The following is a 24,243-nucleotide window of genomic DNA, read 5'->3' on the forward strand; positions in this document are numbered from 1 at the left end:
CGCAAAAAAGTTGACCGATTGTCTCAGGCACGGTCTTTTCCGGCCTCCTTCGATCAAGGGATACGCCGCGTGACTTTGTCACACTCCCGCCATCAATCCCCCCGCACCTCGCCCTCGCGCCGCGGGTCCGCGCCGCCCAGCCAGCCGTCCTTGCGGCGCTGCAGGGCCTGGATGCCGCTGGTCAGCTCGACCTGCTGGATCTGCTGGCCGCGCTGGGTCAGGGCTTGCACCGTGGCGGACGGGAAGCGGCCAGCCTCGAGCAGCGTGCTGGCGCTGTTGAAGTTGCCGAAGTTCGGCAGGTTGGCGGCTTGTTGCGGGTCCAGGTCCCAGGCCAGCATGCCCAGCAGCATCTTGGCGGTGTAGTGGATGATGACCCCGCCGCCGGCCGCACCGGTGCTGAGCTGCAAGCGGCCATCGCGCCGGTCAAACACCAGCGTGGGGCTCATGCTGGAGCGCGGGCGTTTGCCGGGCTGCACGCGGTTCGCCACCGGCCGGCCTTGCGCGTCGGTGGGCCGGAACGAGAAGTCGGTCAGCTGGTTGTTCAGGATGTAGCCACCGGGCAGGCCGGTGCCGCCGTCGGCCAGCAGGCCAGTGCCGAAGCTGGCTTCGACCGTGGTCGTGAACGAGACGGCGTTGCCCTGCGCATCGACGATGCTGATGTGGCTGGTGCCGTATTCGGGCTGCTCGGGCTGCGGGGCGTAGGCACCGCGTTCATCGCCGGGGCGGCCGGCGGCAACGGGCGAGGTGGCCGCGCGTTCACCGATCAGCAGCGCACGCTGGCGCAGGTAGGCCGGCGCCAGCAGGCTTTGCCAGCCGCCAGAGGGCGCAGCGACAAAAGCCGGGTCGCCGAGGAACTGGGCGCGGTCGGCAAAGGCCAGGCGCGAGGCTTCGGCGTAGCGGTGCAGGAAGGCCGGCTGCGGCAAGCCGTCTGCGCCCAATGCACTGCCGGTCAAAGGCGGCAATTCGTCGAGCAGGCCGAGGATCTGCATCATCGCGATGTGGCCCGACGACGGCGGCGGCACGCCGCAGACGCGCCAGACCGCACGCCAGTCGGTGCAGAGGGCTTCGCGCTTGACGGGCTGGTAAGCCGCAAGATCGGCCTCGGTGATGCGGCCGGGGTTGCTCGGGTGGCTGCGCACACGGCGCACCAGGTCGGCGGCCACCGGCCCCTGGTAGAAGGCCGCGCTGCCCTCCTTGGCGATGCGGCGCAGGATCTCGGCCAGCGCCGGGTTGCGCAGCCGGTGGCCAACCGGCCAGGGCTGCGGGTCCGCGCCCGGCGGGCCGGGCTGGTAGTAGAAGGCACGCGCGGCGGGGTCGCGCTTGGCCGCCTCGGCCTCGGCCAGCAAGGCCACCGGCCGCGGCGTCAGCTCGAAGCCGGCTTCGGCCAGCTCGATGGCGGGCTGGAACAGGCGCGCCCAGGGCAGCTTGCCATGCTCGCGGTGCACGGCTTCCAGCATGCGCAGCACGCCCGGCACACCGACTGCACGGCCGCCCGGCACGGCCTCGCCCATGTTCATGGATTGGCCATCGGGTTTGAGGAAGAGCTTCTCATCGGCCGCGGCCGGCGCAGTCTCGCGCCCGTCCCAAGCCTGCACCTGCTTGCCATCCCAGTACAGCAGGAAGCCGCCGCCGCCCAGGCCGCTGGACTGCGGCTCGACCAGGCCCAGCACCATCTGAACCGCGATGGCCGCGTCCGCCGCGCTGCCGCCTTCCCGCAGCATGCGCGCACCCGCGTCCGCCGCCAGCGGGTTGGCTGCAGCCACCGCCGCATGCGGGTAGTACCAGCCGGGCTTCGCCGTGAAGCCGGTGGCGGCTTCGGGCATGACCAGCGGTGCGGCTTCGGAAGCGGCCAATGCCGGCAACACCGGAACCGGCGCCTTGGCCGCGGCCACACTGGCCAGCAGGCTGAGCAGCAGCCCACCGACAGACGGCTTGAACAAAGGCAATCGCGAAGCAGACATGCTGGCGATTCTGCTCGCGCAGCCCGCCATCCGGCGAAGGCTGCACCGAAGAGGCCCAAACCCTCAGGGGTTTCGGCCGAAACCTGCCACGCCTCGTGCATGCGGCCGATGCCCAGGGGCTCGTCTGGGGGATTGGCGAACAGACCGCAAACCCGAAGATGATGGGCATCATCAACTGCCCCGAGGAACAACATGGCCGACAAAGTGCTGGTGTTTTATGGCTCCTACCGCTCCGACCGCATGGGCATTCGCCTTGCAGACTACCTCGTCAAGGGCCTGAACGCGCGCGGCGCGGCGGCCGAGCTGGTGGACGCCAAGGCGGTGAACCTGCCGATGCTGGACCGCATGTACAAGGAGTACCCCAAGGGAGAGGCCCCCGCGGCGATGGAAGCGCTGGCGGAGAAGATCCGCACGGCGGACGCCTTTGTCTTCGTGACCGGCGAATACAACTGGGGGCCACAGCCCGGGCTGAAGAACCTGACCGACCATTTCCTGGAGGAATGGTTCTGGCGCCCCGCCGCGGTGGCCAGCTATTCGGCCGGCCGCTTCTCCGGCGTGCGCTCGGGCAGCATCTGGCACAGCATCCTGTCGGAGATGGGCATGGTGGTCATTTCCAGCGCACTGGCGGTCGGCCCGATCTCGCAGACGCTGGACGCCGACGGCAATCCCACAGGCGGCGCCGGCGAGTCGTTGCAAAAAGCCTTCCCGCGCTTTGCCGACGACCTGGCCTGGTGGACCGAAGCGGCCCGCGAACAGCGCACGCGCAAGGCGCCGCCGTACTGAACCGCAACGCATTGAAAAAAGGCCCGAAGGCCCTTTGTCGTGAAGTCGCTGCGCCGTGCTCAGTGCAGCGGCACGCCGGTCTTGCCCTGCACCTCTTCGCGGCTCACGCCCGGCGCGGTCTCGATCAGCTTCAGTCCTTCGGGGGTCACGTCCATCACGGCCAGGTCAGTGATGATGCGATTGACCACACCCAGGCCGGTCAATGGCAGCGTGCAGGCGGGCAGCAGCTTCATGTCCGTGCTGCCGTCCTTCTTGGTCGCCACGTGCTCCATCAGCACGATGACGCGGCCGACGCCTGCCACCAGGTCCATCGCGCCGCCCATGCCCTTGACCATCTTGCCGGGGATCATCCAGTTCGCCAGGTCGCCCTTTTCGCTGACCTGCATCGCACCGAGGATGGCCAGGTTGATCTTGCCGCCGCGGATCATGCCGAAGCTGTCCGCGCTGGAGAAGATCGACGAGCCGGGCAGCGTGGTCACCGTCTGCTTGCCGGCGTTGATCATGTCGGCGTCGACCTCTTCCTCGGTCGGGAACGGGCCGATGCCCAGCAGGCCGTTTTCGCTCTGCAACCAGACCTCCATGCCGCCAGGCACGTGGTTGGCCACCAAAGTGGGCAGGCCGATGCCCAGGTTCACGTAGAAGCCGTCCTGCAGTTCCTGTGCAGCGCGGGCGGCCATTTCATCGCGGGTCCATGCCATGGTGTGTGTCTCCTTCTGCTCAGGCCGATTTCCGGACCGTGCGTTGCTCGATGCGCTTTTCCGGCGTCGCGTTCAGCACGATGCGGTGCACGAAGATGCCGGGCAGGTGAACCTGGTCCGGGTCGATCTCGCCGGTCTCGACGATCTTCTCGACCTCGACGATGGTGATCTTGCCGGCCATGGCCACATTGGGGTTGAAGTTGCGCGCGGTCCGGCGGAACTGCAGGTTGCCGCTCTTGTCGGCCACGTAGGCCTTGACCAGCGACACGTCCGGCGTCAGCGAGCGCTCCATCACGTAGGTCTGGCCATCGAACTCGCGCAGTTCCTTGCCATCGGCCACGATGGTGCCCACGCCGGTCTTGGTGAAAAACGCCGGAATGCCGGCGCCGCCGGCGCGCAGCTTCTCGGCCAGCGTGCCCTGCGGCGTGAATTCGAGCTGCAACTCGCCGGCCAGGTACTGGCGCTCGAACTCCTTGTTCTCGCCCACGTAGCTGGAGATCATCTTCTTGATCTGCCGCGTGCTCAGCAGCTTGCCAAGGCCGAAGCCATCGACACCCGCGTTGTTCGAGATGACGGTGAGGTTCTGCTTGCCGCTGGCCTGCAGCGCGTCGATCAGCGCCTCGGGAATGCCGCAGAGGCCAAAGCCCCCGACGGCGAGCAGTTGGTCGTCCTGGACGACACCTTCCAGCGCAGCCGCTGCGCTCGGGTAGATCTTGTTCATGGGTTTGCCTCCGGGCTTGTTCGGATGTGCAAGCAGGTTACTACGTAACATATTACGTAGTCCACTAGGTAGATTTGACTAAGGCCATGACCCCAGACGCTCCCCGCAAGCCCTCGCCATTGCCCGCGAAACCGCTGGACACCGACAAGCTGCAGCGCCTTTGCAGCGAGATCTTCGCCCCCTGGGTGCAGGCGCTGGACCTGCAGGTGCGCGCGCTGGAGGGCAGCGAGCTGACGCTGGCCCTGCCCGTCACCGCGCCGCATGTGCATGCCGGCGGCGTGCTGTGCGGGCAGACGCTGATGGCCGCGGCCGACAGCGCGATGGTGCTGGCCATCTCGGCCCAACTGGGCGGCTTCCAGCCCATGACCACGGTGCAGTTGCAAACCAGCTTCCTGCGCCCGGTGCCTGGCGATGCCGGCGAAGTCCAGGTGCTGGCCCGGGTATTGAAGCTCGGCCGGCAGCTGGTGTTCGGCGAGATCGAATGCCGGCTCGCATCTGGGACACTCGCGGCCCACGCCACCACCACCTATGCGCTGCTTTGAACCGCAGCGTTGCCTTGCCTGCCCGCAATGATTGACCTGGACTACCGGATTGCCTTCGACCTGGCCCCGATCGGCATGGTGCTCTCGCGCTACCGCCTGGTGGTGGACTGCAACCAGCATGCGCTGGCCATGTTCAACGCCGAGAGTGCACAGCTGATCGGGCAGTCGTTCGAGGTGATGTACCCCAGCACCGCCGAGTACCAGCGCACCGGCGACCGCATCATTGCCAGCCTCGGCGAAGACGGACGCTATGCCGACGACCGCGTGATGAAGCGCATGAGCGGCGAGTTGTTCTGGTGCCACGTGTCCGGCCGCGCGCTGGATTCATCCGACCCGCACGCCGCTGGCATCTGGACCTTCGAGGACCTGTCGGCCCGGCGCGTGCTGAAGGTCGACTTCACCGGCCGCGAGCGCGAGATCGCCGCGCTGCTGATCGAGGGTGACACCAGCAAGCAGATCGGCAAGAAGCTCGCCATCAGCCCGCGCACGGTGGACGTCTACCGCGCCCGCCTGATGCGCAAGATGAACGCCAGCACCACGCCCGAGCTGGTGCACCGCTTGCTTGCGGTATGAATCCTCCGCCGCACCCCATTGCCCTCGTGACCACGTCCCAGCCCCTGCCCGCTTCGCTCTCTCAGCTTCACCACGGTCACGCCCGCTCGCCGCATTGCCGCAACTGCGAGCAGGACCTGACCCCGCTGCCCGATGCCGACTACTGCCCGCGCTGCGGCCAGGAGACGGTGCTGCATCCGCCCAGCTTCACCGAATTCGTGCACGAGTTCATCACCCACTACGTGGCGCTGGAAGGCGCGCTGTGGCGCACGCTGCGCATGCTGCTGACCCGGCCGGGTCAACTGACGCGCGAGTATTTCCATGGCAAACGCCGGCACTTTGTGCTGCCGTTGCGGTTGTACCTGACTGCGAGCTTCGTCTTTTTCCTGGTGATGAAGCTGACCGGCGGCGATGGCCGGCACATCATCGTGGGCTCGCACCTGCCCGCGACCGCAGCTTCGGCGCCGGCTGCAGCCAACAGCGCTGCTTCGTCCGCGTCGTCGGCCTCGGCAGACGCATCAGAGCCCGAAGTCGAACTGGACGACGACTCGGTCCTGGCCACCATCGACGATAAAGACCTGCAGCGCGAACAGCGCTGCCTCAAGGAATCCGACGCCTGCAGCGCCATCGATCACTTCGTGGCCCGCATGACGCACAAGGCCAGCGCGGCGCACCCGGAAGGGATGAGCCACCAGTTCGCGGCCAAGGCGCCTTACGCGGTGTTCCTGATGCTGCCATTTTTCGCCGCGCTGATGAAGCTGGCCTACCTTGGCCGCAAGCGCTCTTACGGCGAGCACTTCGTCTTCAGTCTGCATGTGCACAGCTTCTGGTTCATCGCGCTGCTGTGCATCCAGGTGCTGCCCAATGCGGTCATGGTCCTGCCGCTGCTGGCCATCCCCGTCTATGGCGCGCTGTCGATGAAGCGTGTGTACGGCGGTTCCTGGTGGGCCACCTTGCCACGCGCGCTGCTCATCTCGCTGGCCTACAGCCTGCTGCTGGCACTGGTGACCGGCGGGCTGGCGCTGTGGCTGCTGATGGTCGGCTGAGAGCGTTCAGGCGATCAGCGCCCTCAGCCAATCCGGCAGCGGTGCGGACTTGCCGGAGGGAAAGTCGACCCAGACGGTCGTCGCACCGCCCTCGGCGCAGACCACGCCAGGCCGGTCGGTGCGTTCCAGCGTGATGAAGGTGTCGAAGCTGCTGCGGCCAGGGTTGGCCACATAGTGCCTTGCCAGCACCTCGCCGGGGTATTCCAACTGCTTGAGGAAATTGCAGAAGGCGTTGACGATGACAGGGCCCTGGCCGCTCGGGTCCGGCTTGCCGCCCACCGCATGCAGCCACTCGACGCGCACGGTTTCCAGGTAGCGGAAATACATTGCGTTGTTGACATGGCCCATCAGGTCCATGTCACCCCAGCGGATGGGGATGCGCATCTCGTAGGTCAGCTTTTTTTCAGCCGGCAACGCGAATCGCATGCGCTCCCCCTTGATGCCGGAGATCAGTGCCCGAGCGCCTCGCGCAGCTCGGCCATCACGCGCTTGAGCTCCGCCAGCTCGCTGCCCTGGCGCACCACCTCGGCCTGCAGCGCTTCCCAGTCGGACCAGCTCGGCCCTGTTTGCCCGCCGCTGCCACCGGTGGCAGCGCCAGATGCGCCGGCCAAGGACGCCGGCGGCTCGCCGCACAGCAAATGCGCCCAGCGTGCCTCACGCTCGCCAGGTGAACGCGCCAGCTTGCGCACCCGCGCCGGCTGCTTGGTGGCCAGCTCGTCGAGGAAGGCATCGACCGAAGAGACGTCGGCAAAACGGTGCAGCCGTTCGCTGTTCAGTCGCAGCTCGGCAGCGGTCTGCGGGCCGCGCAGCATCAGCGTGGCCAGCAGCGCCGCGGACTGGCTGGGCACGCCCAGGCCACGCGGCATGTTGTGGTCGAAGCGCACCACGCGGCTGCCGCTGACTTCCGAGATCAGGTGCTTGCGCTTCAATTCGTCCAGCGCTTCGAGCAGGTCGCGCTCGCTGACCTCCATCACCGGTGCGCGTGCCGTCTTCTGGTTGCAGCCGGACTGCAGCGCGTTGAGCGACAGCGGGTAGCTGTCCGGCACCGTGTGCTGCTTCTCGACCAGCACCGCCAGCACGCGGGCCTGCAGCGTGGTCATGACCGGCACCGCTGCCGACACTTCGGCGGTGGGCGCCGCCTGTCCTTCTTCTTCGCTCATCGGCAGTTCAGACGCCAAAACCGTCGTCGGCCTGGATCACCGCGCCGTTGATGAAATGGCTCTGGCTGGCGCACAGCATCATCAGCGTGGCGTCCAGGTCCTGCGGCTGGCCGACGCGCTTGCGCGGCAGCATGGCCATCAGCTTCTTGCCACCTTCGGTTTCCCAGTGGTGGTGGTTGATCTCGGTGTCGATGTAGCCGGGGCAGATGGCATTGACATTGATGCCGTAGCGGCCCCACTCCAGCGCCTGCGCGCGGGTCATGTGGATGACCGCAGCCTTGCTCATGCCGTACAGGCCGATCTGGCCCAGCGCGCGCAGCCCGGCCATCGAGGCAATGTTGACGATGCGGCCGCCGATGAAGGTGCCGGGCGCCGCGCCGCGCGAGCGGGCGATCATGCGCTTGGCAACTTCCTGGGCGACGAAAAACGCGCCCTTGGTGTTGGTGTCCATCACATAGTCGTAGTCTTCCGGCGTGACGTCGGTCAACTTCTGCGTGGTGCTGACACCGGAGTTGTTGATCAGGATGTCCAGCGTGCCGGTTTCGGTCTCGGCATGGGCAACGGCGGACTTGATGCTGTCGTGGTCGGTCACGTCCAGCTTGACGACGTGGGCGTCGCCGCCGCCGCTCTCGATCTCGGCGCGCAAGGTCTTCAGCCGCTCGACACGGCGACCGGCCAGCACCACGGCGGCGCCGGCCTTGGCCAGGGTCTTGGCGAACTGGGCGCCGAGGCCGCCGGAGGCGCCGGTCACCAGGGCCACGCGGCCCGAGAGGTCAATGTTGTAGCTCATGGATGAAACCATAGCACGTGCCTCGCAGGCGTGACAGGCAGCGACGCAGGGGTATTTACGCGGGCGCAATGCAGCGGTTTTTCAGGCGCCAGGTCACCACGGAGACACAAAAGCACGACCGTGCTTTTTTTGAGCACAAGCCGCTAGAATTACCTCAAGCACGCCTGCGGCCGGCCCATGGCACGCGGAGACAAATTCATTCAAACGCAGAAAGAGACCCATGACCCCGAGCGAGTTGCTGGCCCAGTACGGCCCCCGTGAATCGATGGAGTACGACGTGGTCGTCGTCGGCGGCGGCCCCGCTGGCCTGTCGACCGCGATCCGCCTGAAGCAACTCGCCGCCGAAAAGGGTCGCGAGGTGAACGTGGTGGTGCTGGAAAAGGGCTCGGAACCGGGCGCGCACATCCTCTCGGGCGCAGTGATGGATCCGATCGCGATCACCGAGCTGTTCCCCGACTGGAAGGAACGTGGCGCGCCGCTGAACCAGCCGGTGACGGCCGACGAAGTGCTGTTCCTCTCCGAGGCTGGCGCCAGGAAGACACCCGACGGCCTGGTGCCGGAGTGCTTCCACAACGAAGGCAACTATGTCATCAGCCTGGGCGCGGTGACCAAGTGGCTGGCCGAGCAGGCCGAGGCCTTGGGCGTGGAAATCTTCCCTGGTTTTGCAGCGGCCGAAGTGCTCTACGACGAGCAGAACCGGGTCAAGGGCGTGGCCACCGGCAACCTGGGCGTGGGCAAGGACGGCGAACCCAACGACAGCTTCCAGCTCGGCATGGAACTGCACGGCAAGTACACCATCTTCGCCGAGGGCGCGCGCGGCCACCTGGGCAAGCAGTTGATCGCCAAATACCAGCTTGACGCCGGCAAGGACCCGCAGAGCTATGCCATCGGCATCAAGGAGCTGTGGGAAGTACCGGCTGCGCAGGCCAAGCCCGGCCTGGTGGTGCACACCGCCGGCTGGCCGATGGACCACGAGACCTACGGCGGCGGCTTCCTCTACCACCTCGAAGGCAACAAGGTCACGCTGGGCTTCGTGGTCGGCCTGGACTACAAAAACCCGTGGCTGAGTCCGTTCGAGGAAATGCAGCGCTGGAAGACGCACCCTGCGATCCGCAAGCACATCGAAGGCGGCAAGCGCCTGGGCTATGGCGCACGTGCCATCACGGCTGGCGGCATCCTCAGCCTGCCCACGCTGGTGTTCCCGGGCGGCGCACTCGTCGGCTGCGAAGCCGGCACGCTGAACGCGGCCCGCATCAAGGGCAGCCACGCGGCGATCAAGACCGGCATGCTGGTAGCAGAAGCTGCGTTTGACGCACTCGGCGCCGGGCGTGCCCAGGACGAGCTGACCGCCTACCCGGCCGCCTTCGAGCAGAGCTGGCTGAAGACCGAGCTGATGCGCTCGAAGAACTTCAAGCAGTGGTTCAAGAAGGGCAACACCGTGGGCACGCTGATGACCGGCATCGAACAGTGGCTGCTGCCCAAGCTGGGCGTGCAAAGCCCGCCGTGGACGATCCACCGCACAGCACCCGACCACGTCTACCTGCGCCCGGCCAACGAATCAACCAAGATCGACTACCCCAAGCCCGACGGCAAGCTGACCTTCGACCGCCTCTCGTCGGTCTTCATCAGCAACACCAACCACGAAGAGAACCAGCCGGCCCACCTGACGCTCAAGGACAACGCGGTACCGGTGCAGGTCAACCTGGCCAAGTTCGCCGGCCCGGAGAGTCGTTACTGCCCGGCGGGTGTCTACGAATTCGTCGAAGAAGCCGGCACGCAGCGCCTGCAGATCAACGCGCAGAACTGCGTGCACTGCAAGACCTGCGACATCAAGGACCCGACGCAGAACATCGTCTGGGTCACGCCCGAAGGCGGCGGTGGGCCGAACTACGCAGGCATGTGAGCCTTGCGCTGGGTTCGCTCGGATTGCAGCCACATCAATTGCGGTCTTCCATGGTCTGGCTGACCATCACAGCATCGCGTTGGTCTGACGCCTGACCTCGTCGGCAAGTGGGTGCAGCGCATCGGCGCGCTCCGTGCCGACCACGCTGTAGCCCAGCCCATGCGCGGCCCAGGTGAAGCCCGCAATATTGCCTGTGTGCTGTTTCAGCATCGGCGTATCGTGCTCGATCGCCATGGGCCTCACCACCATGGCCAGGCGCGTGCCGTTTGCATCGTCGTAGAAGAACATGCCGGCAGGACCATGTTCGGTAGAAACGAGTCGGCCGCCGATGTAGCGGAATCCTGATCCGGAGAGATCCGGTACAGAGACGGCACGCTTCAATCTGGCCGAGACCCAACTGACCAACTCAGTCTGGCGCTCAGGCCCCATTTCGACAGGGCGCAGCGGATCGGCTGCGTACACCGCATAGCTGCTCGTGGCTTCGCGAGCCAGCGCGGCGATGCCACCATGGCCGTCGGGCCACACCCCGCGAACAGACCATCCCCCCAAGCCGCCCGCTCCCAAGGCCAAGACCACGGCGGCGGCCATGCTCCAAGGCCAGGGGCGGGGCGTCCGGCGCTCTTCGAGCATGCGCTGCAAGTTCAACCTGGGCGGGACAGGCTCGTCCGCAATGCCCGCCAGCGCGCTGCGCAGGCCCTGCCGCTGGGCGGCGAAACCCGCCACCTGCGCCGCGGCCTCGGGATGGTGGTCCAGGTAGTGCTGCACCTCACGCCGGCGCGCCGCATCGAGGCAGTGGTCCACGTAGGCGTGCAAATCCTCTTCGAGGATGGGTTGCGGTGTCGGGTTGTCTGCGCTCATCTACTTCAGTCTCCGCAGCGCGGGTTGCGAGCCTCGCTCAGGTTTTTGCTGGCGCGGCTCACCCTCCATGGCACGCAGCAACCTCTCCCGGCCGCGGGCCAATCGCGACATCACGGTTCCGATCGGTATGTCCAGGGCCTTGGCCGCTTCCGCATAGGAAAAATCCTCCACGGACACGAGCAGGATGACGCTTCGCTGCTCATGCGGCAATCGGTCCAGGAAGCCCAGCAGTTCATGGTGCCGAATGTGGGCCTCCTGAGCGGCGGGCGTCACCATCTCCTTCTCTTCGACGTCCTCAATTGCAAGATGGAGGCCGCGGCGCCTCTGCTGCCGCAGCCAGTCCATCGCCAGGTTGTGCGCGATGGAGAAGACCCATTGCCGCGTATCGTCCTGGTGGCGCCGCTGCTCCCATCGCTTGACGACTCGCTCCAGGCAATCTTGCACCAGGTCGTCGGCCAAGTGTGGATCATGCATCAGCGCACGCGCGTAGCGCCGCAAGGTCGGCACCATCGGTTCGACAAGCGCCAGCAGATCCTTCATGTCAATCGAAGTCCTGAATGCCAGCCTTCACACTGGGTGGGGCCGCTCATGCCAAAGCCCGCAAGAGCAGGTTGCGTGAGACGGACATTCACATGCCCTGCACTTGAACCGGCGCGCCAGGCGTATCACCGTTGTGAGGTGCAATGACCAGGTAGCGACGCTGCGCCCCAGCCTGCCCCTGCACAGTTTGCCGGATGGGCCCAATGGCATTGACGATGGCAGACCCCGCCGGGTTGGTCATGAAATTTGCGAGTGGCTGCAGGATGCCCGAGCCATCGGCCTTGTCCGCCAGCGCCAGCACATACGCCTGCTTGGGTGCGAGCCCGGTCGCAGAGGCTTGCACCACCTGCAGCAAGCCCTGGTCGAACAGCGCGACGCTGGTAGGCGGGTTGTCGCTGCTGCTGCCCCGCCCATTCTCCAGCGGAACCAGAAACAATTGCGCCAGTTGACCGGCAACGCCAAGAGGCTGCAAGCCCTGCATGCCGTCGCCTTCGGGCACGGCATTCGGCACATAGGCAATCGCCTGCGGCGCCTGGCCGACGGGCACGGTCCCGACGACGGCATTGGTGGCTGTGTCAATCGCGGCAAGCGCGTCGGCATTTTCCAGGCCCACGTACATGCGGGTACCGTCACCCGACGGCCAGATGCCGTGCGGCAGCTTGCCAACCGGGATGGTGGCGACAAGCGAGAAGTCGTCGGTACGGAAGACCTTGACCTGATTCAAGCCGCCAATGCTCACGTAGGCGAACTGGCCGCGCTTCGTGTTGGCGAAGTTGACGTGATTGGTGATGGGTCCGGTATCGAACGATTTGATCACCGAGAACGGTGGCCTGGCGTCAAAGACCATCGTCCTGCCAATGTCCTTGAGCGTCAGCCAGACCTGCTTTCCGTCAGGCGTTGCGGCAATGTTGGGGCAGAAGGGACTGTCCTGCCGGACGCGGCCGACGATCTGGTGCGTCGCGACCGAAACGACATCAGTTTCCGGATTGAAGGACGAGCAGATGTAGCCGTATTGGCCGTCGGGCGAGAAGATCTGCATGCCGGGACCCGATGGGGTGGTGATGCGCGTCTTCTCCAGGAACGTGGCCGCGTCGAGCACGGCGATGTAGTTCTCGCCGCGAACCGTCACCCAGACCTCCTTGCCGTCCGGCGTGTAGAAGGCTTCGTGCGGCGAGCGCCCGAGATAGGTCGTATGCTTCACCGCATTGGTGGCGGTGTCGATGAAGGTCACCGAATTCGACCCGATGGAGACGACAGCCAGGGTGCGATGGTCAGGCGAGAAGCCCATGCCGTGCACCAGCACCTGCCCGCGGTAAAGCGGGCTGAAGTTGCCGGGCGACGGGTCGCCCAGGCGAATCAAGCCGAGCAGCTTGTTGTCCGCCGGGTCGGTCACCGACACCGTGTTGGAGAACTGCTCGGCGGCGTAGAGGCGGTCCCGATGGCTGATGGGAATGTCGGCGGTCGCTGAAGCGCCGGGCGCCTGGCCGGCCTGCGCCCAAGCAAAAGCCGTGGCGAGCGCTGTGCCGAGGATGGCGTCGACGATGCGTGGATGTTTCATGGTTGCGGAGCTCATTGGGGGTTGTGGACGTGAGGCGTGCAATGTGTGCCGAGAACCGCTCCGTCGGGACCAGTAGAAGCAGCTGCGCCGGCTGGTGCGGCTGGAGCAGCTGAGACGGCAGGTGCCAGGAATGGCGTGCCCTGGGTCGGCGCGGGCGCGGAAGGCGGCAGCGGCAGGCCCAGCGCAAGGTGCATGGCGGCGATCTCCTGCTGTTGCTCGACGATGATCTCCTGCGCGATCCGCCGCAGTTGCTCGTTGTGCCCGTAGCGCAGTTCGGACAGCGCCATGTCGATGGCGCCTTGGTGATGCGGAATCATCATCAAGGCGAAGTCCCGGTCAATGTCACCCGAAGGCGTCAACGCCATGCCGTCCATCATGCGGGCCATGGCCGCGTCGTTCTCGGCAGCAAAGGCAGCCTGCGGTGAGTCCGCAGAGACGTTGCAGACCACGAGCAAGCTTGCAAGCATGGCGAGGACACCAGCTGCAGGTATCGTGGTTCGTCGCAAGGGCGTTGCGTCGGAATGTGTCATGGCAGGTCGGAAAGTGGTGTCGGCTACAGGGGTAGACGACGCGCTGCCGCACTTATTCCAGTTGCCGGTCGATTTTTCTTCGATGGCCTCGAAGCGCAGCCCCTCTGCCATCGGGCTTCAAGTCGGAGGAGGCGCATGCCCCGGCGGTCTGTAGGCACCGGGCCTGCGCCAGGCTTTGCCGTCAGCCTGGCGGCCGCATCCCGGGCACACCTGCAAGGTAGCGGCCCAAGGCCGCGATGGCATGCCGGACCTTGGCCGGCTGGGCATCTCGCTGCGGGGTGAGAGCCCAGACGTCCAGCGAACCGGCCTGCCATTCCGGCAGCAGGTGGCGCAGACGGCCGGCTTCCAGGGCCTCGTGCACGTCCACCATGCCCAACATCGCCGGCCCTAGGCCGGCCTCGCACATCTGCTGGATCGACAGCTGGTTGTTGCTCCCGATGCGCGGCTGGATGCGCAAGGTCTGCAGCTGACCGGCCGGCCCCCGGAAACTGGGCATCAGCACACCGCCCGTGCGCGCAAAGCCGACCCACGCATGGCCCAGCAAGGCTTCCGGCGAGGCCGGTTCGCCATGCTGGGCCAGCCATTGCGGTGAGGCACACAGGCACCAGTCGAAACTGCCCAGCCGCCGCGCCGCCCAGGGCATGTCCGGCACCTTGCCAAAGCGCACCGCCAGGTCCACCCGGGCCTCGATCAGGTCCACCGGTGAATCGTCCACCAGCAACTGCAGGCTGAGCGCCGGATGAGACGCCAGCAGCTCGCCCAGCGCAGGGGCAATGTGGCGCGCAAAACCTACCGTTGCAGCAATGCGCAGCTCGCCACTGGGCGCTTCGCGTGCGCTGTGCAGTTCCGCCCGCGCCAGCTCGGCCTGCGCCACCATCGCGGCACAGGCCACATGCAGGCGCTCACCGGCGTCGGTCAGCCTGAGCTTGCGGGTGGAGCGGTGCAGCAAGGTCACGCCGCCGTCTTTCTCCAGCAGCCGCACCTGCTGGCTCACCGCCGAAGGGCTCATGCCCAGGGCTCGCCCTGCGGCGCTCATCGAGCGGTGCCGCACCACCGCGGCAAACACGGCCAAGCGCCGCAAATCATCCATCTTGAAGCCCTACTTCAAACTGATAGCAATTCTGACCCGCTACCGCACTGCTTGTGAAGCAGACAAACTGCATGGCACTGCAATCCAACCGGAGTTTCTTCATGCGCATCGCCCTGATCGGCGCCACCGGCTTTGTCGGCACGCCCACCCTGACCGAACTGCTGCAACGCGGCCACCAGGTGACCGTGCTGGCACGCCATCCCGAGAAGCTTCCCGCTCAGCCGAACCTCACCGTCGTGAAGGCCGACGCGCTGGTGGCCGACCAAGTCGCCGCCGCGGTGCGCGGCCATGACGCGGTGCTCAGCGCCTACAACCCAGGCTGGGGCAACCCCGACATCCACGACGAATTCCTGCGCGGCTACGACGCACAGGTCGCCGGCGTGAAGCAGTCCGGCGTGAAGCGTTTCGTGATGGTGGGTGGCGCCGGCAGCCTGTTCGTCGCCCCCGGCGTGCAATTGGTGGACACGCCAGGCTTCCCGGCCGAGATAAAGGCCGCCGCCTCCGCCGCACGCGAGGCCCTGAACCGCCTGCGCGGCGAAGATTCGCTGGAATGGACTTTCCTGTCTCCACCCATCCTGCTGCAACCCGGCGAGCGCAGCGGCAACTACCGGCTGGGCAGCGAGCAGCCGTTGATGGACGGCGACCAGCCCGGCCACATCTCGGTGGCCGACCTGGCAGTGGCGCTGGTGGACGAGCTGGAGAACCCGCGCCACGTGCGGGCACGCTTCACCGTCGCCAGCTGAGCACCGCAGCGCAGCAGTTCTGCCGAGCTGCTGCGCAACAATGCGCGGCATGCAACTTCCACGCTGGCTGCTCGCGGGGCTGCGCCTACCCACCTACGGCTTGAACGGCATTTCGGTTTCGCTGGGGCTGGCGCTGGTGCAGTTGCTGGTCTGGCCCATCGGTGGCGCGTCCGCAGCCTTCGTGGCCGCCTCCGGCGCGATCTATGCCAGCCTGGCCGACACGCCGCTGGCGCCGGACCGGACACGCTACCGGGTATTCACCGCGGCGTTGGTCGGCACCTGCTGCAGCGCGCTGGTGCTGGCGGTCGCCGCGCATCCCGTGCTGCTGGCGCTGACGATCACGCCGATCGCCGCCGCCTCCTGCATGGCGCTGGCCTGGGGACCGCGCGCCGGCGCGGTGTCCTTCGTCGGCATCCTGGCGCTGGTCTTCAGCCTCGCGTTGCCGCCCGGCATGGGCCTGCTGGCGCTGGCCAAACACTCCGGCTGGACGCTGCTGGGCGCGCTGCTCTACCTGGCCTGGGCCAGCCTCGCCTCGCGCCTGCTGCAGCCCCGGCTGCGCACGCTGGCGCTGGCCGGCACGCTGGAGACCCTGGCCGCGCTGCTGCAGTCGCGCAGCCGGCTGCTGCGCCCGGCCGAGCCCGGCGCGCTGCCTGCTCAATCGCCGCTGCAGGAATGGCTGGCCCACCAAGCTGTGCTGGACGAGCGCCTGCAAGCCGCCCGTGACCTGCTGTTTCCCGCGCTGGACCGGCCCGGCGCGCTGGCCCAGACCCAGGCACTGCTGCAGGTCATCGAGCTGCGCGACACCTTGCTGGTCAGCGAGCTGGACCTGGAAAGCCTGGATCTCGGCCCGCAGGCCGCCGCACGTGCCACAGCGCTGCGCGAAACGCTGTGCGGCACCATGGAGCAGATTGCGATGCAACTCGCCCGCATCGCACTGGCACTGCAGTTTGGCGAGCCTGTCATCACGACGCCCGGCACCGTGGCCGATCTGCGGGGCCAGCTGCAAGCCCAGCAAAAGGCCGCGCTGGACGACGGCGTGTCGCCCGCCCAGCAGCAGCTGGTGAACGCGCTGGTGATGCGCGGCGAGCACATGCTGAACGACCTGGCACGCTTGCAGGCCGCGCTCGCAGCGCCGCAACCGAACCAGCCGCCGCTGCCGGTGCCAGACCGCGAGGAGCTGTTGCTGTTCGTCAGCGCAGAAGGCTGGCCGTTGGCTGCGCTGAAGTCCCAGTGGCACCTGGCCTCTCCCGTGCTGCGGCATGCCTTGCGCTGCGCCGTGGCGCTCACCAGCGCCTATGTGCTGGCGCTGTGGCTGCCCTGGGCCTCGCACCCGCACTGGCTGGTGCTCAGCGTGGCCGTGGTGCTGCGCGGCAACCTGGAGCAGACACTGGCGCGACGAGACGCGCGCATGGCCGGCACCCTGATCGGCTGCCTGGTGGTGATGCTGCTGGCTGCGCTCCATGTCACTGCGCTGTCCGGCCTGCTGTTCCTGCTGGCTGCCGGCGTGGCCCATGCCTTCGTCAATCGTCGCTACCTGGTCACCGCCATCGCCGCCACCGTGATGGCCTTGTTGCAGGCCCACCTGGCGCAGCCCGAAGCCGGCTTCGGCGTGGCGGAGCGGCTGGCCGACACGGTGCTGGGCGCATTGCTGGCCTGGGGCTTCAGCTTCGTGCTGCCGTGGTGGGAACACCGCAGCCTGGCCTTGCAAACCGGCCGCGTTCGCATCGGGCTGGCCCGGCTGGCCGAGCAGGTATTGCGCTGGCCGCTGCCAGTGCGGCCCGAGCTGCCGCTGAAGCTGGCCCGGCGCGAGGTTTACGACAGCATTGGCGCGCTGGCCGGCATGGCGCAGCGCACGGGCGTGGAGCCGCGCGCGGTGCGCCTGCCCATCCACACTTTGGCCACGTTGCTGGTGCAATGCCACGTGCTGCTGGCCCAGCTGGCCGCGCTGCGACGCTTGCTGATCTACCGCCACCCGCAAATGAACCAGGCCGCAACCGAAGCCGCCCTCACGCGCTGCGCCGCCCACCTGGCGCCGCTGTTGACCGCCACCGCCGGCTTGCTGCCCGGCGAGCTGCCGCGCAAGACCGCCGGCATCGACCTGCCGACGGCACAGCTCCCGTCACCCACCGGCTCCGACGGCGACAGCGAAAGCGCCCACCTGATGCGCTGGCTGCAGCGCCGGCTGGACCTGATCGAGCTGGCCGCGCAACGGCTGACCGCGGCGGCCGAAGTGCTGAAAGCCGCCGCCATGCCGCCCGAGCCGGCAAAATCTGCCATGCCAGGGCCTTGAAAAGCGCAGCGGCGATGGCAGATGAGTCACATGAACGCCAACCCTTCGCTGATCATGCTGCCCACCCGCCTGAAGCCGCTGGCCGCGCTGGCCATGCTGCTGGAGCGGCTGGAACGTCAACGCCTTGAGGCCAGTGCCGAGCAATACCAGCGGCTGGTTCGGGAACTTGGCCAACTGCTGGCCCAGGCGCCAATGGATGACGGCCTGGAACACCTGCTGCGGGCCTTCCCCGCGCTGTCTGAGCTCTACGAAAACCAGCACTACGAGCAAGCCGGCCTGTGCCGTTCGCCGCTGGAACGCTCGCTCAACACCGAGCTGGCCGCCACCGCGCTGTTGAAGAGCCTGCGCGACACCCGGCGCCACTGACCCTCCCGTTGCAGCGCTGGCCCGCTGCAACCCATGCGCGCGCCGGTTGGGTACAGTCACAGCCCAACACATCGCCGGGAGGAACCCATGAAGCCGCAACTGCAACGCCCCACCTCTGCCTTCATCGGTGCCTCGTGGCTCGCACTGGTGGTAGGCGCGGCCACCTACCTGATCGGCCTGTGGAACGCCAACATGCAGCTCAACGAAAAGGGCTACTACCTGACGCTGCTGATGTACGGCCTGTTCGCCGCGGTGTCACTGCAGAAGTCAGTGCGCGACAAACTCGAAGGCACGCCGGTGACCGGCATGTACTTCTCCCTCTGCTGGATCTCGCTGGCCGCCTCGCTCACGCTGCTTGCCGTCGGCCTGTGGAACGCCCAACTCGCGCCCAGCGAAAAAGGCTTTTACGCCATGGGCTTCGTGCTGAGCCTGTTTGCCGCGGTGGCGGTGCAGAAGAATGTGCGTGATGTGGCCACGGCAGGTGAGCACAGGACGCCCGCCGATACCCGTTCGGAAGCTTGACGCTGCACCACCTGCCCAAGGCCCATTCAGAAATTCATGGAACTGTTGGCGATCCCAACAGTTCAGCCTTTGGTCCAGCCCATGTTCCTCAGGCAAACATCGGTTGCCTTCTGGCGAGCTTGCTCGTTCTCGTCAACCAAGCGAGGAGCTGCCGGCACGCCTGGAATGCTCGTGCAACTGACCTTCTCTGCCCCTCCCGTGCATTCCCTTCTCGGGGGAGTCGCCCAACCACCGTTGACCGTCACGAGTTTGGGGGGGAGCGTATTCTCCGCCTGGGCCTTACACGTGCCAGTGTCCACTGCCAGTGTCTCAGGTGAAGCCCCTGGCTTGACCCATTGCGTGGCACATCCGGTCAACAGAATCAAACCCGCAAAAACCAACTTACGCATCGGTCTACTCTCCCTGAAATTCCCAAAAAACAACTGATCCAATCTCCTGGCACCAAGGCCTGAGGACTGTCGTTGGCGTCATCCTGAACTGCAGCCATCATTCGCAATGGCGTTCGCCTTGTCGACGATACTAGAAGCTGTATCCGCTCGGATGGCGCAAGTCCACGATCTTGAGCATACCCCCCATGAACATTGGGATGCCGAGGCCAAGCCGCCAGGTGCTCGCGTCAAGACAGAGCACGGATGTCACTGTGATCCTTCAGCCCCACCCCCGTGAGCTGCAGCCGCCGCGCCGCCTGCCCCAGCCACCACAGCTTGCGAGCCGCTTCGGCGTGCGAGAGACCTTCGGGGCGCACATTCGACAGGCAGTTGCGTTCGGCGTCGGTGCGGCCGACCTTGGGGGCATGGGTGAGGTAGACACCCAGGCTGTCGGGTGAGCTGAGGCCGGGCCGTTCGCCGATCAGCATCGCGACTTGGGCGGCGGCCAGGCGCTCGCCGATTTCGTCGCCCAGCGCCACGCGGGCTTGGGTGGCCAGGACAGGCGGGCCGAGGCGCCAACCTTTAGGTTTGGTGGCCAGCAGGGCCGCGAGCATCGGCATGGCCTGGCGTTCGACGGCAGCGGCGGAGAGGCCGTCGCCGACGATCAGCAGCAGGTCGCAACCGGCGGGGGTCTGTTGCGACAACAAGGCTCGGCTCTCGTCGCTCAGGCGCCGGCCCAGGTCGGGGCGCAGCAGGTAGGTTGAGCGATCCGGCGCGGCGCTGCGCAGTTGCAGCGTGGGTTCGCCGAACAGGTCGGCCAGTTGCGCGGCCAGCGCCTCGGCCTGCAAGGGCAGGTGCACTGCGTCGCGGGCCTGCGCGTGTGCGGCCGAGAAGGCCAGCAGTTCCTTGGTCGGCATGCTGCGCCCACTGCGGCCCAGGCCGATGCGCGCCGGGGTCTGGTTGCGCAACACGGCCCAGGGATCGGCGGTGATCAGGGGCTTGTCGGTCACAGGTGCACCCTCCACTTCGTGGGTCCCTCCATGAGGGAAGGAGCGCCCCCTTCGGGCGGCCGTGCGGGAGCGCTCATAGCTTCATCCAAAGTGCTGCAGCAAGGGGTGGCTCGGCGTCACAGGCAGCAGTTGGCCGGCCTCTCCCGTCACGCCCATGCGCTGCAGCCAGGCTTCGAATTCGGGGGCGCGCTGCAGGCCCAGCAGTTCGCGCAGCACCAGGCCGTCGTGGAACGACGTGCTCTGGTAGTTCAGCATCACGTCGTCGGCACCGGGCACGCCAATGAGGAAAGTGACGCCTGCAGCGCCGAGCAGTGTCATCAGCGTGTCCATGTCGTCCGAATCGGCCTCGGCGTGGTTGGTGTAGCAGACGTCGCAGCCAATCGGCAGGCCCAGCAGCTTGCCGCAGAAATGGTCTTCCAGGCCGGCACGGATGATCTGCTTGCCGTCGAACAGATACTCCGGCCCGATGAAGCCGACCACGGTGTTGCAGATCATCGGCTCGAAGGCACGCGCCACGCCGTACGCCCTCGCCTCGCAGGTCTGCTGGTCCACGCCATGGTGGGCGTTTGCGGACAGTGCCGAGCCCTGGCCGGTCTCGAAGTACATGACGTTGTCGCCCAGCGTGCCGCGCTTCAAACTGAGCGCCGCTTCGCGGGCTTCGCGCAGCACCGCGAGGTCAATGCCGAAGCTGCGGTTCGCCGCCTCGGTGCCGGCCACCGACTGGAACACCAGGTCCACCGGCGCCCCCTGTTCGATGGCCTGGATCTGGTTGGTGACATGCGTGAGCACACAGGCCTGGGTGGGGATCTCGAAGCGCTGGATGGCTTCGTCGACTGCATGCATCAGGCCGGTCAGCGGACCGATGCCGTCGCCCGCGGGGTTGATGCCGATCACCGCGTCACCCACGCCGTACAGCAGCCCGTCCAGCATCGAGATCGCGATGCCGCGCGGGTCGTCGGTCGGGTGGTTGGGCTGCAGCCGCATCGCCAGCCGGCCCGGCAGGCCCAGCGTGTTGCGAAAGCGGGTGATGACGCGGCACTTGCGCGCCACCAGCATCAGGTCCTGGTTGCGCATCAGCTTGCTGACGGCAGCGGCCATCTCGGGCGTGATGCCGCGGCGCACGCGGGCCAATGCCGCTTCGTCGGCCTGCTCGCCCAGCAGCCAGTCGCGGAAATCACCCACGGTGAGGTGGGCGATCTCGGCGAAGGCGGCAGCGTCGTGCGTGTCGATGATCAGCCGCGTGACCTCGTCGGCCTCGTAGGGCACGACGACCTCGCTGAGGAAGGTCTTCAGCGGCAGTTCGGCCAACGCCAGCCGCGCGGCCATGCGCTCGGCTGCCGTTCCGGCCGCAAGGCCGGCCAGCACGTCGCCTGAACGCAGCGGCGTGGCCTTCGCGAGCAAGGTCTTCAGGTCGGCAAACTGCCAGACCTGCCCCCCCAGGGTGTGTGCATACGGCATGTGTGCAGTGTGCGTCAGGTCGCGCCGATCAGGAACTGGCACCCACTGCGCCTGGCAACGCCGCAGCAGCAGTGCGCTGACCCACGGTCAGGCGGAAGTAGAGATAGGCCAGCGCCATCACGCCAAGGAACAGGCCGCTGACCAGCGGGTTGAACCAGATCATCGTGACCAGGCAACCCACGGCCAGCACCAGCGCCACCGCCGGCAGCACCGGGTAGGCAATGGCCGGGAACGGCCGCTCCAGGTTCGGCTCCTTCTTGCGCAGCGCGAACAGGCTGACCATCGAGATGATGTACATGACGATCGCGCCCAGCACCGACATCGTGACGATGTTGGCCGTCAGCGTCTGGCCACCGATGGTGATCAGCTCGTCGCTGAAGATCGCGGCAATGCCGATCACTCCGCCAGCCAGCACGGCACGCCACGGCGTGCCGAATGTCGGATGCACGGCCGCCAGCCAACCCGGCAGGTAGCCCTCACGCGCCAGCGCAAAGATCTGCCGTGAGTAGCCGAGGATGATGCCGTGGAACGACGCCACCAGGCCGAACAGGCCGATCCACACCAGCATGTGCAACCAGTTGCTGCTCTCGCCGACGATCATCTTCATCGCCTGCGGCAGCGGGTCGTTGATGTTGGACAGCTTGGACCAGTCGCCCGCACCTCCGGCGAACACCATCACGCCCAGTGCCAGCACCAGCAGCGTCAGGATGCCGGCAATGTAGGCAATGGGGATCGTGCGCTTGGGCTCCTTGGCCTCTTCGGCCGCCATCGCCACGCCTTCGATCGCCAGGAAAAACCAGATCGCAAACGGAATGGCTGCGAACATGCCCGAGATCGCCGCGGGCGAAAAGGTGTCGCTGCCGGCCCAGCCCTTGGCCGTGAAGTTGGCCACCGAGAAGCCCGGAGCGACCACGCCCATGAAGACAAGCAGCTCGACGATGGCCAGCACGGTGACGAACAGCTCGAAGGTCGCGGCCGTCTTCACACCGACGATGTTCAGCGTCATGAAGATCACGTACGCGCCCACCGCCATCAGCTTCGGGCTCACACCCGGAAACTGCACGTTCAGGTAGGCGCCAATTGCCAGTGCAATGGCGGGCGGCGCAAAGACGAATTCCACCAGCGTCGCGAAGCCGGCAATGAAGCCGCCGGTGGGGCCCAGCGCGCGGGCCGCGTAGGCAAACGGGCCACCGGCATGCGGAATGGCCGTGCTCAGCTCGGTGAAGCTGAAGATGAAACTGGTGTACATCGCTGCCACGACCAGCGTCGTGATCAGGAAGCCCAGCGTGCCGGCGCTGGCCCAGCCGTAGCTCCAGCCGAAGTATTCGCCCGAAATGACGAGGCCGACGGCCAGGCCCCAGAGGTGCCAGGCGTTCAAGGTGGGTTTCAGGTGTCCGGGGGTGCTCATGGGAACCTCCTGGTAATGAATGATGGGTTGCAACATGGGTAGGGTCGGCGGCCATCTTCGGCAACGCGAGGCGGGCTGGCTATCGGAAATCGGCAAGTTCACGCATCGCTGTCATCGGCCTGCCTCAGGTGGCACATGGATTGCAAACACCCGGCCGCCCCCGTACCTTGCACGCATCCAGCGGACCACGGAACCATGGCCCAGCCCTTCCCCGCCCTGTCACCCGCCTCCGGCAGCCCGCCACCCGGCCTGCACCTGCGCCAGACGGGGGATGCCGACGAACAGGCCGCGCTGCTGCAGCACTGGCAGCAGGACTATGCGCAGCTCTCGGCCGGCCCGTTCGAAGGCCGTGTGCGCGAACTTTGGCTGGGCGACCTGCACCTCTTTGTGGAAGACACCAGCCGCCGGCTGCTGCAGCGTGGTGCGCTGCCGGCCGGGCAACTGGCGCTCGGCCTGCCGCTGTCGCTGGGCCTGGGTGCGGTGAGCTTCTGCGGCAACACCGATTGGCAAGGCCAGGCGCGCGCCGAGCGCTTCTGCAGCTTCTCCGGTGCGGCCGGTTTTGAATTCGTCACGCCCGAAGGCCTGTGCATGGCCGGGCTCTCGCTGCCACTGCACAGCCTGCAGGCGCTGGCCAGCCCGGCGCAGCAGCAGGCCATGGCCCGCCTGGCCTCGCGCGCCGGCCTGCATGCCGCCGCACCGCAGCGGCTGCAAGCCCTGAGAGAACAGGTCGCCACGGTGCTGGCCATGGCCCAGGCGCAACCGGAGCTGCTGGCCTCGGCGCACGCGGCCGGCCAACTGCGCGAGGAACTGCTGAGCCACTTGCTCGCGCTGCTGCCGGCAGATGCCGACGCTGCGCCCGCACTGTCCCCCGCCCGCGCGGGCACGCTGGTCGCCCGCGCCCAGGCCTGGCTGCGCCAAGCCGCCAGCGCCAGCCTGGCCGACGAGCCGCCCAGCGTCGCCACCTTGTGCGACGCCTTGGGCGTGAGCCGGCGCACGCTGCAAAGCGCCTTCCAGCAGACCACAGGCCTGGCGCCCGCGGCCTTCCTGCGCACGGTGCGGCTCACCGCCGCACGGCGGGCGCTGCGCGAAGCCCGCTCGGTGGCAGAGGCGGCCACCTCGCAAGGCTTCTGGCACCTCGGCCAGTTCTCGCAGGACTACCGCGAACTGTTCGGCGAGCTGCCCTCGTCAACCTGGAAACGCTGGCAACAGCCCGGCGGCAGCGCACTTCACTGAGCTGGCCTTCGTCGCGCCGAAGCTTCGCGAGCCTCTTGTAATGAGAGTGATTCGCATTACAATCATTTAATCCTCTGGAAGCGCCCGCTGAAACGCCCTGCATCAGGTCGTTC

The 24,243-nt window shown here is 67.0% G+C and carries 24 protein-coding genes; 10 read left to right on the top strand and 14 right to left on the bottom strand.

All coding sequences use genetic code 11. From position 1 onward, the window contains the following. Nucleotides 1-92 precede the first annotated feature (92 nt). A complete protein-coding gene (locus LRH25_RS12115) occupies nucleotides 93-1,961 on the bottom strand; it encodes a gamma-glutamyltransferase family protein (protein ID WP_231011215.1) in 1,869 nt (622 codons plus the stop codon). A 192-nt stretch (nucleotides 1,962-2,153) separates the two neighbouring features. Here LRH25_RS12115 and LRH25_RS12120 point away from each other — a divergent pair, with 192 nt between their 5' ends. Continuing rightward, complete coding sequence (locus LRH25_RS12120; RefSeq protein ID WP_141286637.1) at nucleotides 2,154-2,744, top strand: NADPH-dependent FMN reductase; 591 nt, start codon at nucleotides 2,154-2,156, stop codon at nucleotides 2,742-2,744. Nucleotides 2,745-2,803: 59 nt separating this feature from the next. Here LRH25_RS12120 and LRH25_RS12125 read toward each other — a convergent pair whose 3' ends face one another. Both LRH25_RS12125 and LRH25_RS12130 read right to left on the bottom strand, forming a co-directional pair. Next, entirely contained in the window at nucleotides 2,804-3,442 is a 639-nt protein-coding gene (locus tag LRH25_RS12125) for a CoA transferase subunit B (RefSeq protein ID WP_141286639.1), read from the bottom strand. A 19-nt stretch (nucleotides 3,443-3,461) separates the two neighbouring features. Then, a complete protein-coding gene (locus tag LRH25_RS12130; RefSeq protein ID WP_141286640.1) occupies nucleotides 3,462-4,163 on the bottom strand; it encodes a CoA transferase subunit A in 702 nt (233 codons plus the stop codon). 86 nt (nucleotides 4,164-4,249) lie between these two features. Between LRH25_RS12130 and LRH25_RS12135 the strand changes: the two genes are divergently transcribed. From LRH25_RS12135 to LRH25_RS12145, 3 genes are read left to right on the top strand one after another with little or no spacing between them, the layout of a single operon-like run. After that, nucleotides 4,250-4,705, top strand: a complete 456-nt coding sequence (locus LRH25_RS12135; RefSeq protein WP_141286643.1) for a PaaI family thioesterase — start codon at nucleotides 4,250-4,252, stop codon at nucleotides 4,703-4,705. 27 nt (nucleotides 4,706-4,732) lie between these two features. Further along, entirely contained in the window at nucleotides 4,733-5,278 is a 546-nt protein-coding gene (locus LRH25_RS12140) for a PAS and helix-turn-helix domain-containing protein (RefSeq protein WP_141286645.1), read from the top strand. Between the two features lie 26 nt (nucleotides 5,279-5,304). Then, the gene (locus LRH25_RS12145) at nucleotides 5,305-6,303 is read left to right on the top strand and encodes a DUF3667 domain-containing protein (protein WP_170200793.1); all 999 of its coding nucleotides are present in this window, start codon (nucleotides 5,305-5,307) and stop codon (nucleotides 6,301-6,303) included. A 6-nt stretch (nucleotides 6,304-6,309) separates the two neighbouring features. Here LRH25_RS12145 and LRH25_RS12150 read toward each other — a convergent pair whose 3' ends face one another. The 3 genes from LRH25_RS12150 to LRH25_RS12160 are packed head-to-tail and all read right to left on the bottom strand — an operon-like array spanning nucleotide 6,310 to nucleotide 8,253. Continuing rightward, complete coding sequence (locus LRH25_RS12150; protein WP_141286649.1) at nucleotides 6,310-6,729, bottom strand: acyl-CoA thioesterase; 420 nt, start codon at nucleotides 6,727-6,729, stop codon at nucleotides 6,310-6,312. Between the two features lie 23 nt (nucleotides 6,730-6,752). Next, the gene (locus LRH25_RS12155; RefSeq protein ID WP_231011216.1) at nucleotides 6,753-7,463 is read right to left on the bottom strand and encodes a YceH family protein; all 711 of its coding nucleotides are present in this window, start codon (nucleotides 7,461-7,463) and stop codon (nucleotides 6,753-6,755) included. A gap of 7 nt (nucleotides 7,464-7,470) precedes the next feature. Beyond that, a complete protein-coding gene (locus LRH25_RS12160; RefSeq protein WP_141286651.1) occupies nucleotides 7,471-8,253 on the bottom strand; it encodes an SDR family oxidoreductase in 783 nt (260 codons plus the stop codon). A 220-nt stretch (nucleotides 8,254-8,473) separates the two neighbouring features. Here LRH25_RS12160 and LRH25_RS12165 point away from each other — a divergent pair, with 220 nt between their 5' ends. Beyond that, nucleotides 8,474-10,156 carry an electron transfer flavoprotein-ubiquinone oxidoreductase gene (locus LRH25_RS12165; protein WP_141286653.1) on the top strand — a complete coding sequence of 561 codons (1,683 nt, stop codon included), beginning with the start codon at nucleotides 8,474-8,476 and terminating at the stop codon, nucleotides 10,154-10,156. A gap of 66 nt (nucleotides 10,157-10,222) precedes the next feature. Here LRH25_RS12165 and LRH25_RS12170 read toward each other — a convergent pair whose 3' ends face one another. The 5 genes from LRH25_RS12170 to LRH25_RS12190 all read right to left on the bottom strand — a co-directional run bounded on the left by LRH25_RS12170 (nucleotide 10,223) and on the right by LRH25_RS12190 (nucleotide 14,732). After that, nucleotides 10,223-11,014 (bottom strand): anti-sigma factor family protein, encoded by a 792-nt coding sequence (locus tag LRH25_RS12170; protein ID WP_141286655.1) that lies wholly within the window; start codon nucleotides 11,012-11,014, stop codon nucleotides 10,223-10,225. Next, a complete protein-coding gene (locus LRH25_RS12175) occupies nucleotides 11,015-11,560 on the bottom strand; it encodes an RNA polymerase sigma factor (protein ID WP_375140564.1) in 546 nt (181 codons plus the stop codon). A gap of 82 nt (nucleotides 11,561-11,642) precedes the next feature. Continuing rightward, entirely contained in the window at nucleotides 11,643-13,112 is a 1,470-nt protein-coding gene (locus LRH25_RS12180; RefSeq protein WP_141286665.1) for a YncE family protein, read from the bottom strand. Nucleotides 13,113-13,123: 11 nt separating this feature from the next. Beyond that, nucleotides 13,124-13,579 (bottom strand): DUF305 domain-containing protein, encoded by a 456-nt coding sequence (locus LRH25_RS12185; RefSeq protein WP_231011250.1) that lies wholly within the window; start codon nucleotides 13,577-13,579, stop codon nucleotides 13,124-13,126. A gap of 244 nt (nucleotides 13,580-13,823) precedes the next feature. Beyond that, nucleotides 13,824-14,732 (bottom strand): LysR family transcriptional regulator, encoded by a 909-nt coding sequence (locus tag LRH25_RS12190; RefSeq protein ID WP_141286659.1) that lies wholly within the window; start codon nucleotides 14,730-14,732, stop codon nucleotides 13,824-13,826. A 101-nt stretch (nucleotides 14,733-14,833) separates the two neighbouring features. Here LRH25_RS12190 and LRH25_RS12195 point away from each other — a divergent pair, with 101 nt between their 5' ends. From LRH25_RS12195 to yiaA, 4 genes are all read left to right on the top strand, one after another. After that, nucleotides 14,834-15,475, top strand: a complete 642-nt coding sequence (locus tag LRH25_RS12195; RefSeq protein WP_141286661.1) for an NAD(P)-dependent oxidoreductase — start codon at nucleotides 14,834-14,836, stop codon at nucleotides 15,473-15,475. Between the two features lie 49 nt (nucleotides 15,476-15,524). After that, nucleotides 15,525-17,765 carry an FUSC family protein gene (locus LRH25_RS12200; protein WP_231011217.1) on the top strand — a complete coding sequence of 747 codons (2,241 nt, stop codon included), beginning with the start codon at nucleotides 15,525-15,527 and terminating at the stop codon, nucleotides 17,763-17,765. Between the two features lie 30 nt (nucleotides 17,766-17,795). Beyond that, nucleotides 17,796-18,131 carry a hypothetical protein gene (locus tag LRH25_RS12205; protein WP_141289203.1) on the top strand — a complete coding sequence of 112 codons (336 nt, stop codon included), beginning with the start codon at nucleotides 17,796-17,798 and terminating at the stop codon, nucleotides 18,129-18,131. Between the two features lie 87 nt (nucleotides 18,132-18,218). Next, nucleotides 18,219-18,653, top strand: coding sequence for an inner membrane protein YiaA (yiaA, locus tag LRH25_RS12210; RefSeq protein WP_141289202.1), 435 nt, complete (start codon nucleotides 18,219-18,221; stop codon nucleotides 18,651-18,653). Between the two features lie 616 nt (nucleotides 18,654-19,269). On the opposite strand, the gene eutC is transcribed toward yiaA, so the two are convergent. From eutC to eat, 3 genes are all read right to left on the bottom strand, one after another. After that, a complete protein-coding gene (gene eutC / locus LRH25_RS12215) occupies nucleotides 19,270-20,031 on the bottom strand; it encodes an ethanolamine ammonia-lyase subunit EutC (protein WP_141289200.1) in 762 nt (253 codons plus the stop codon). Nucleotides 20,032-20,112: 81 nt separating this feature from the next. After that, nucleotides 20,113-21,489 (bottom strand): ethanolamine ammonia-lyase subunit EutB, encoded by a 1,377-nt coding sequence (locus tag LRH25_RS12220; protein WP_141289198.1) that lies wholly within the window; start codon nucleotides 21,487-21,489, stop codon nucleotides 20,113-20,115. Between the two features lie 28 nt (nucleotides 21,490-21,517). Then, entirely contained in the window at nucleotides 21,518-22,897 is a 1,380-nt protein-coding gene (gene eat / locus LRH25_RS12225; RefSeq protein ID WP_141289196.1) for an ethanolamine permease, read from the bottom strand. A 195-nt stretch (nucleotides 22,898-23,092) separates the two neighbouring features. On the opposite strand from eat, the gene LRH25_RS12230 reads away from it, so the two are divergent. After that, nucleotides 23,093-24,130, top strand: a complete 1,038-nt coding sequence (locus tag LRH25_RS12230) for a helix-turn-helix domain-containing protein (RefSeq protein ID WP_231011218.1) — start codon at nucleotides 23,093-23,095, stop codon at nucleotides 24,128-24,130. The last annotated feature ends 113 nt before the right edge of the window (nucleotides 24,131-24,243 follow it).

It is taken from the genome of Ideonella azotifigens, assembly GCF_021043325.1.
In the GTDB taxonomy this organism is placed as follows: Bacteria; Pseudomonadota; Gammaproteobacteria; order Burkholderiales; family Burkholderiaceae_C; genus Ideonella; species Ideonella azotifigens.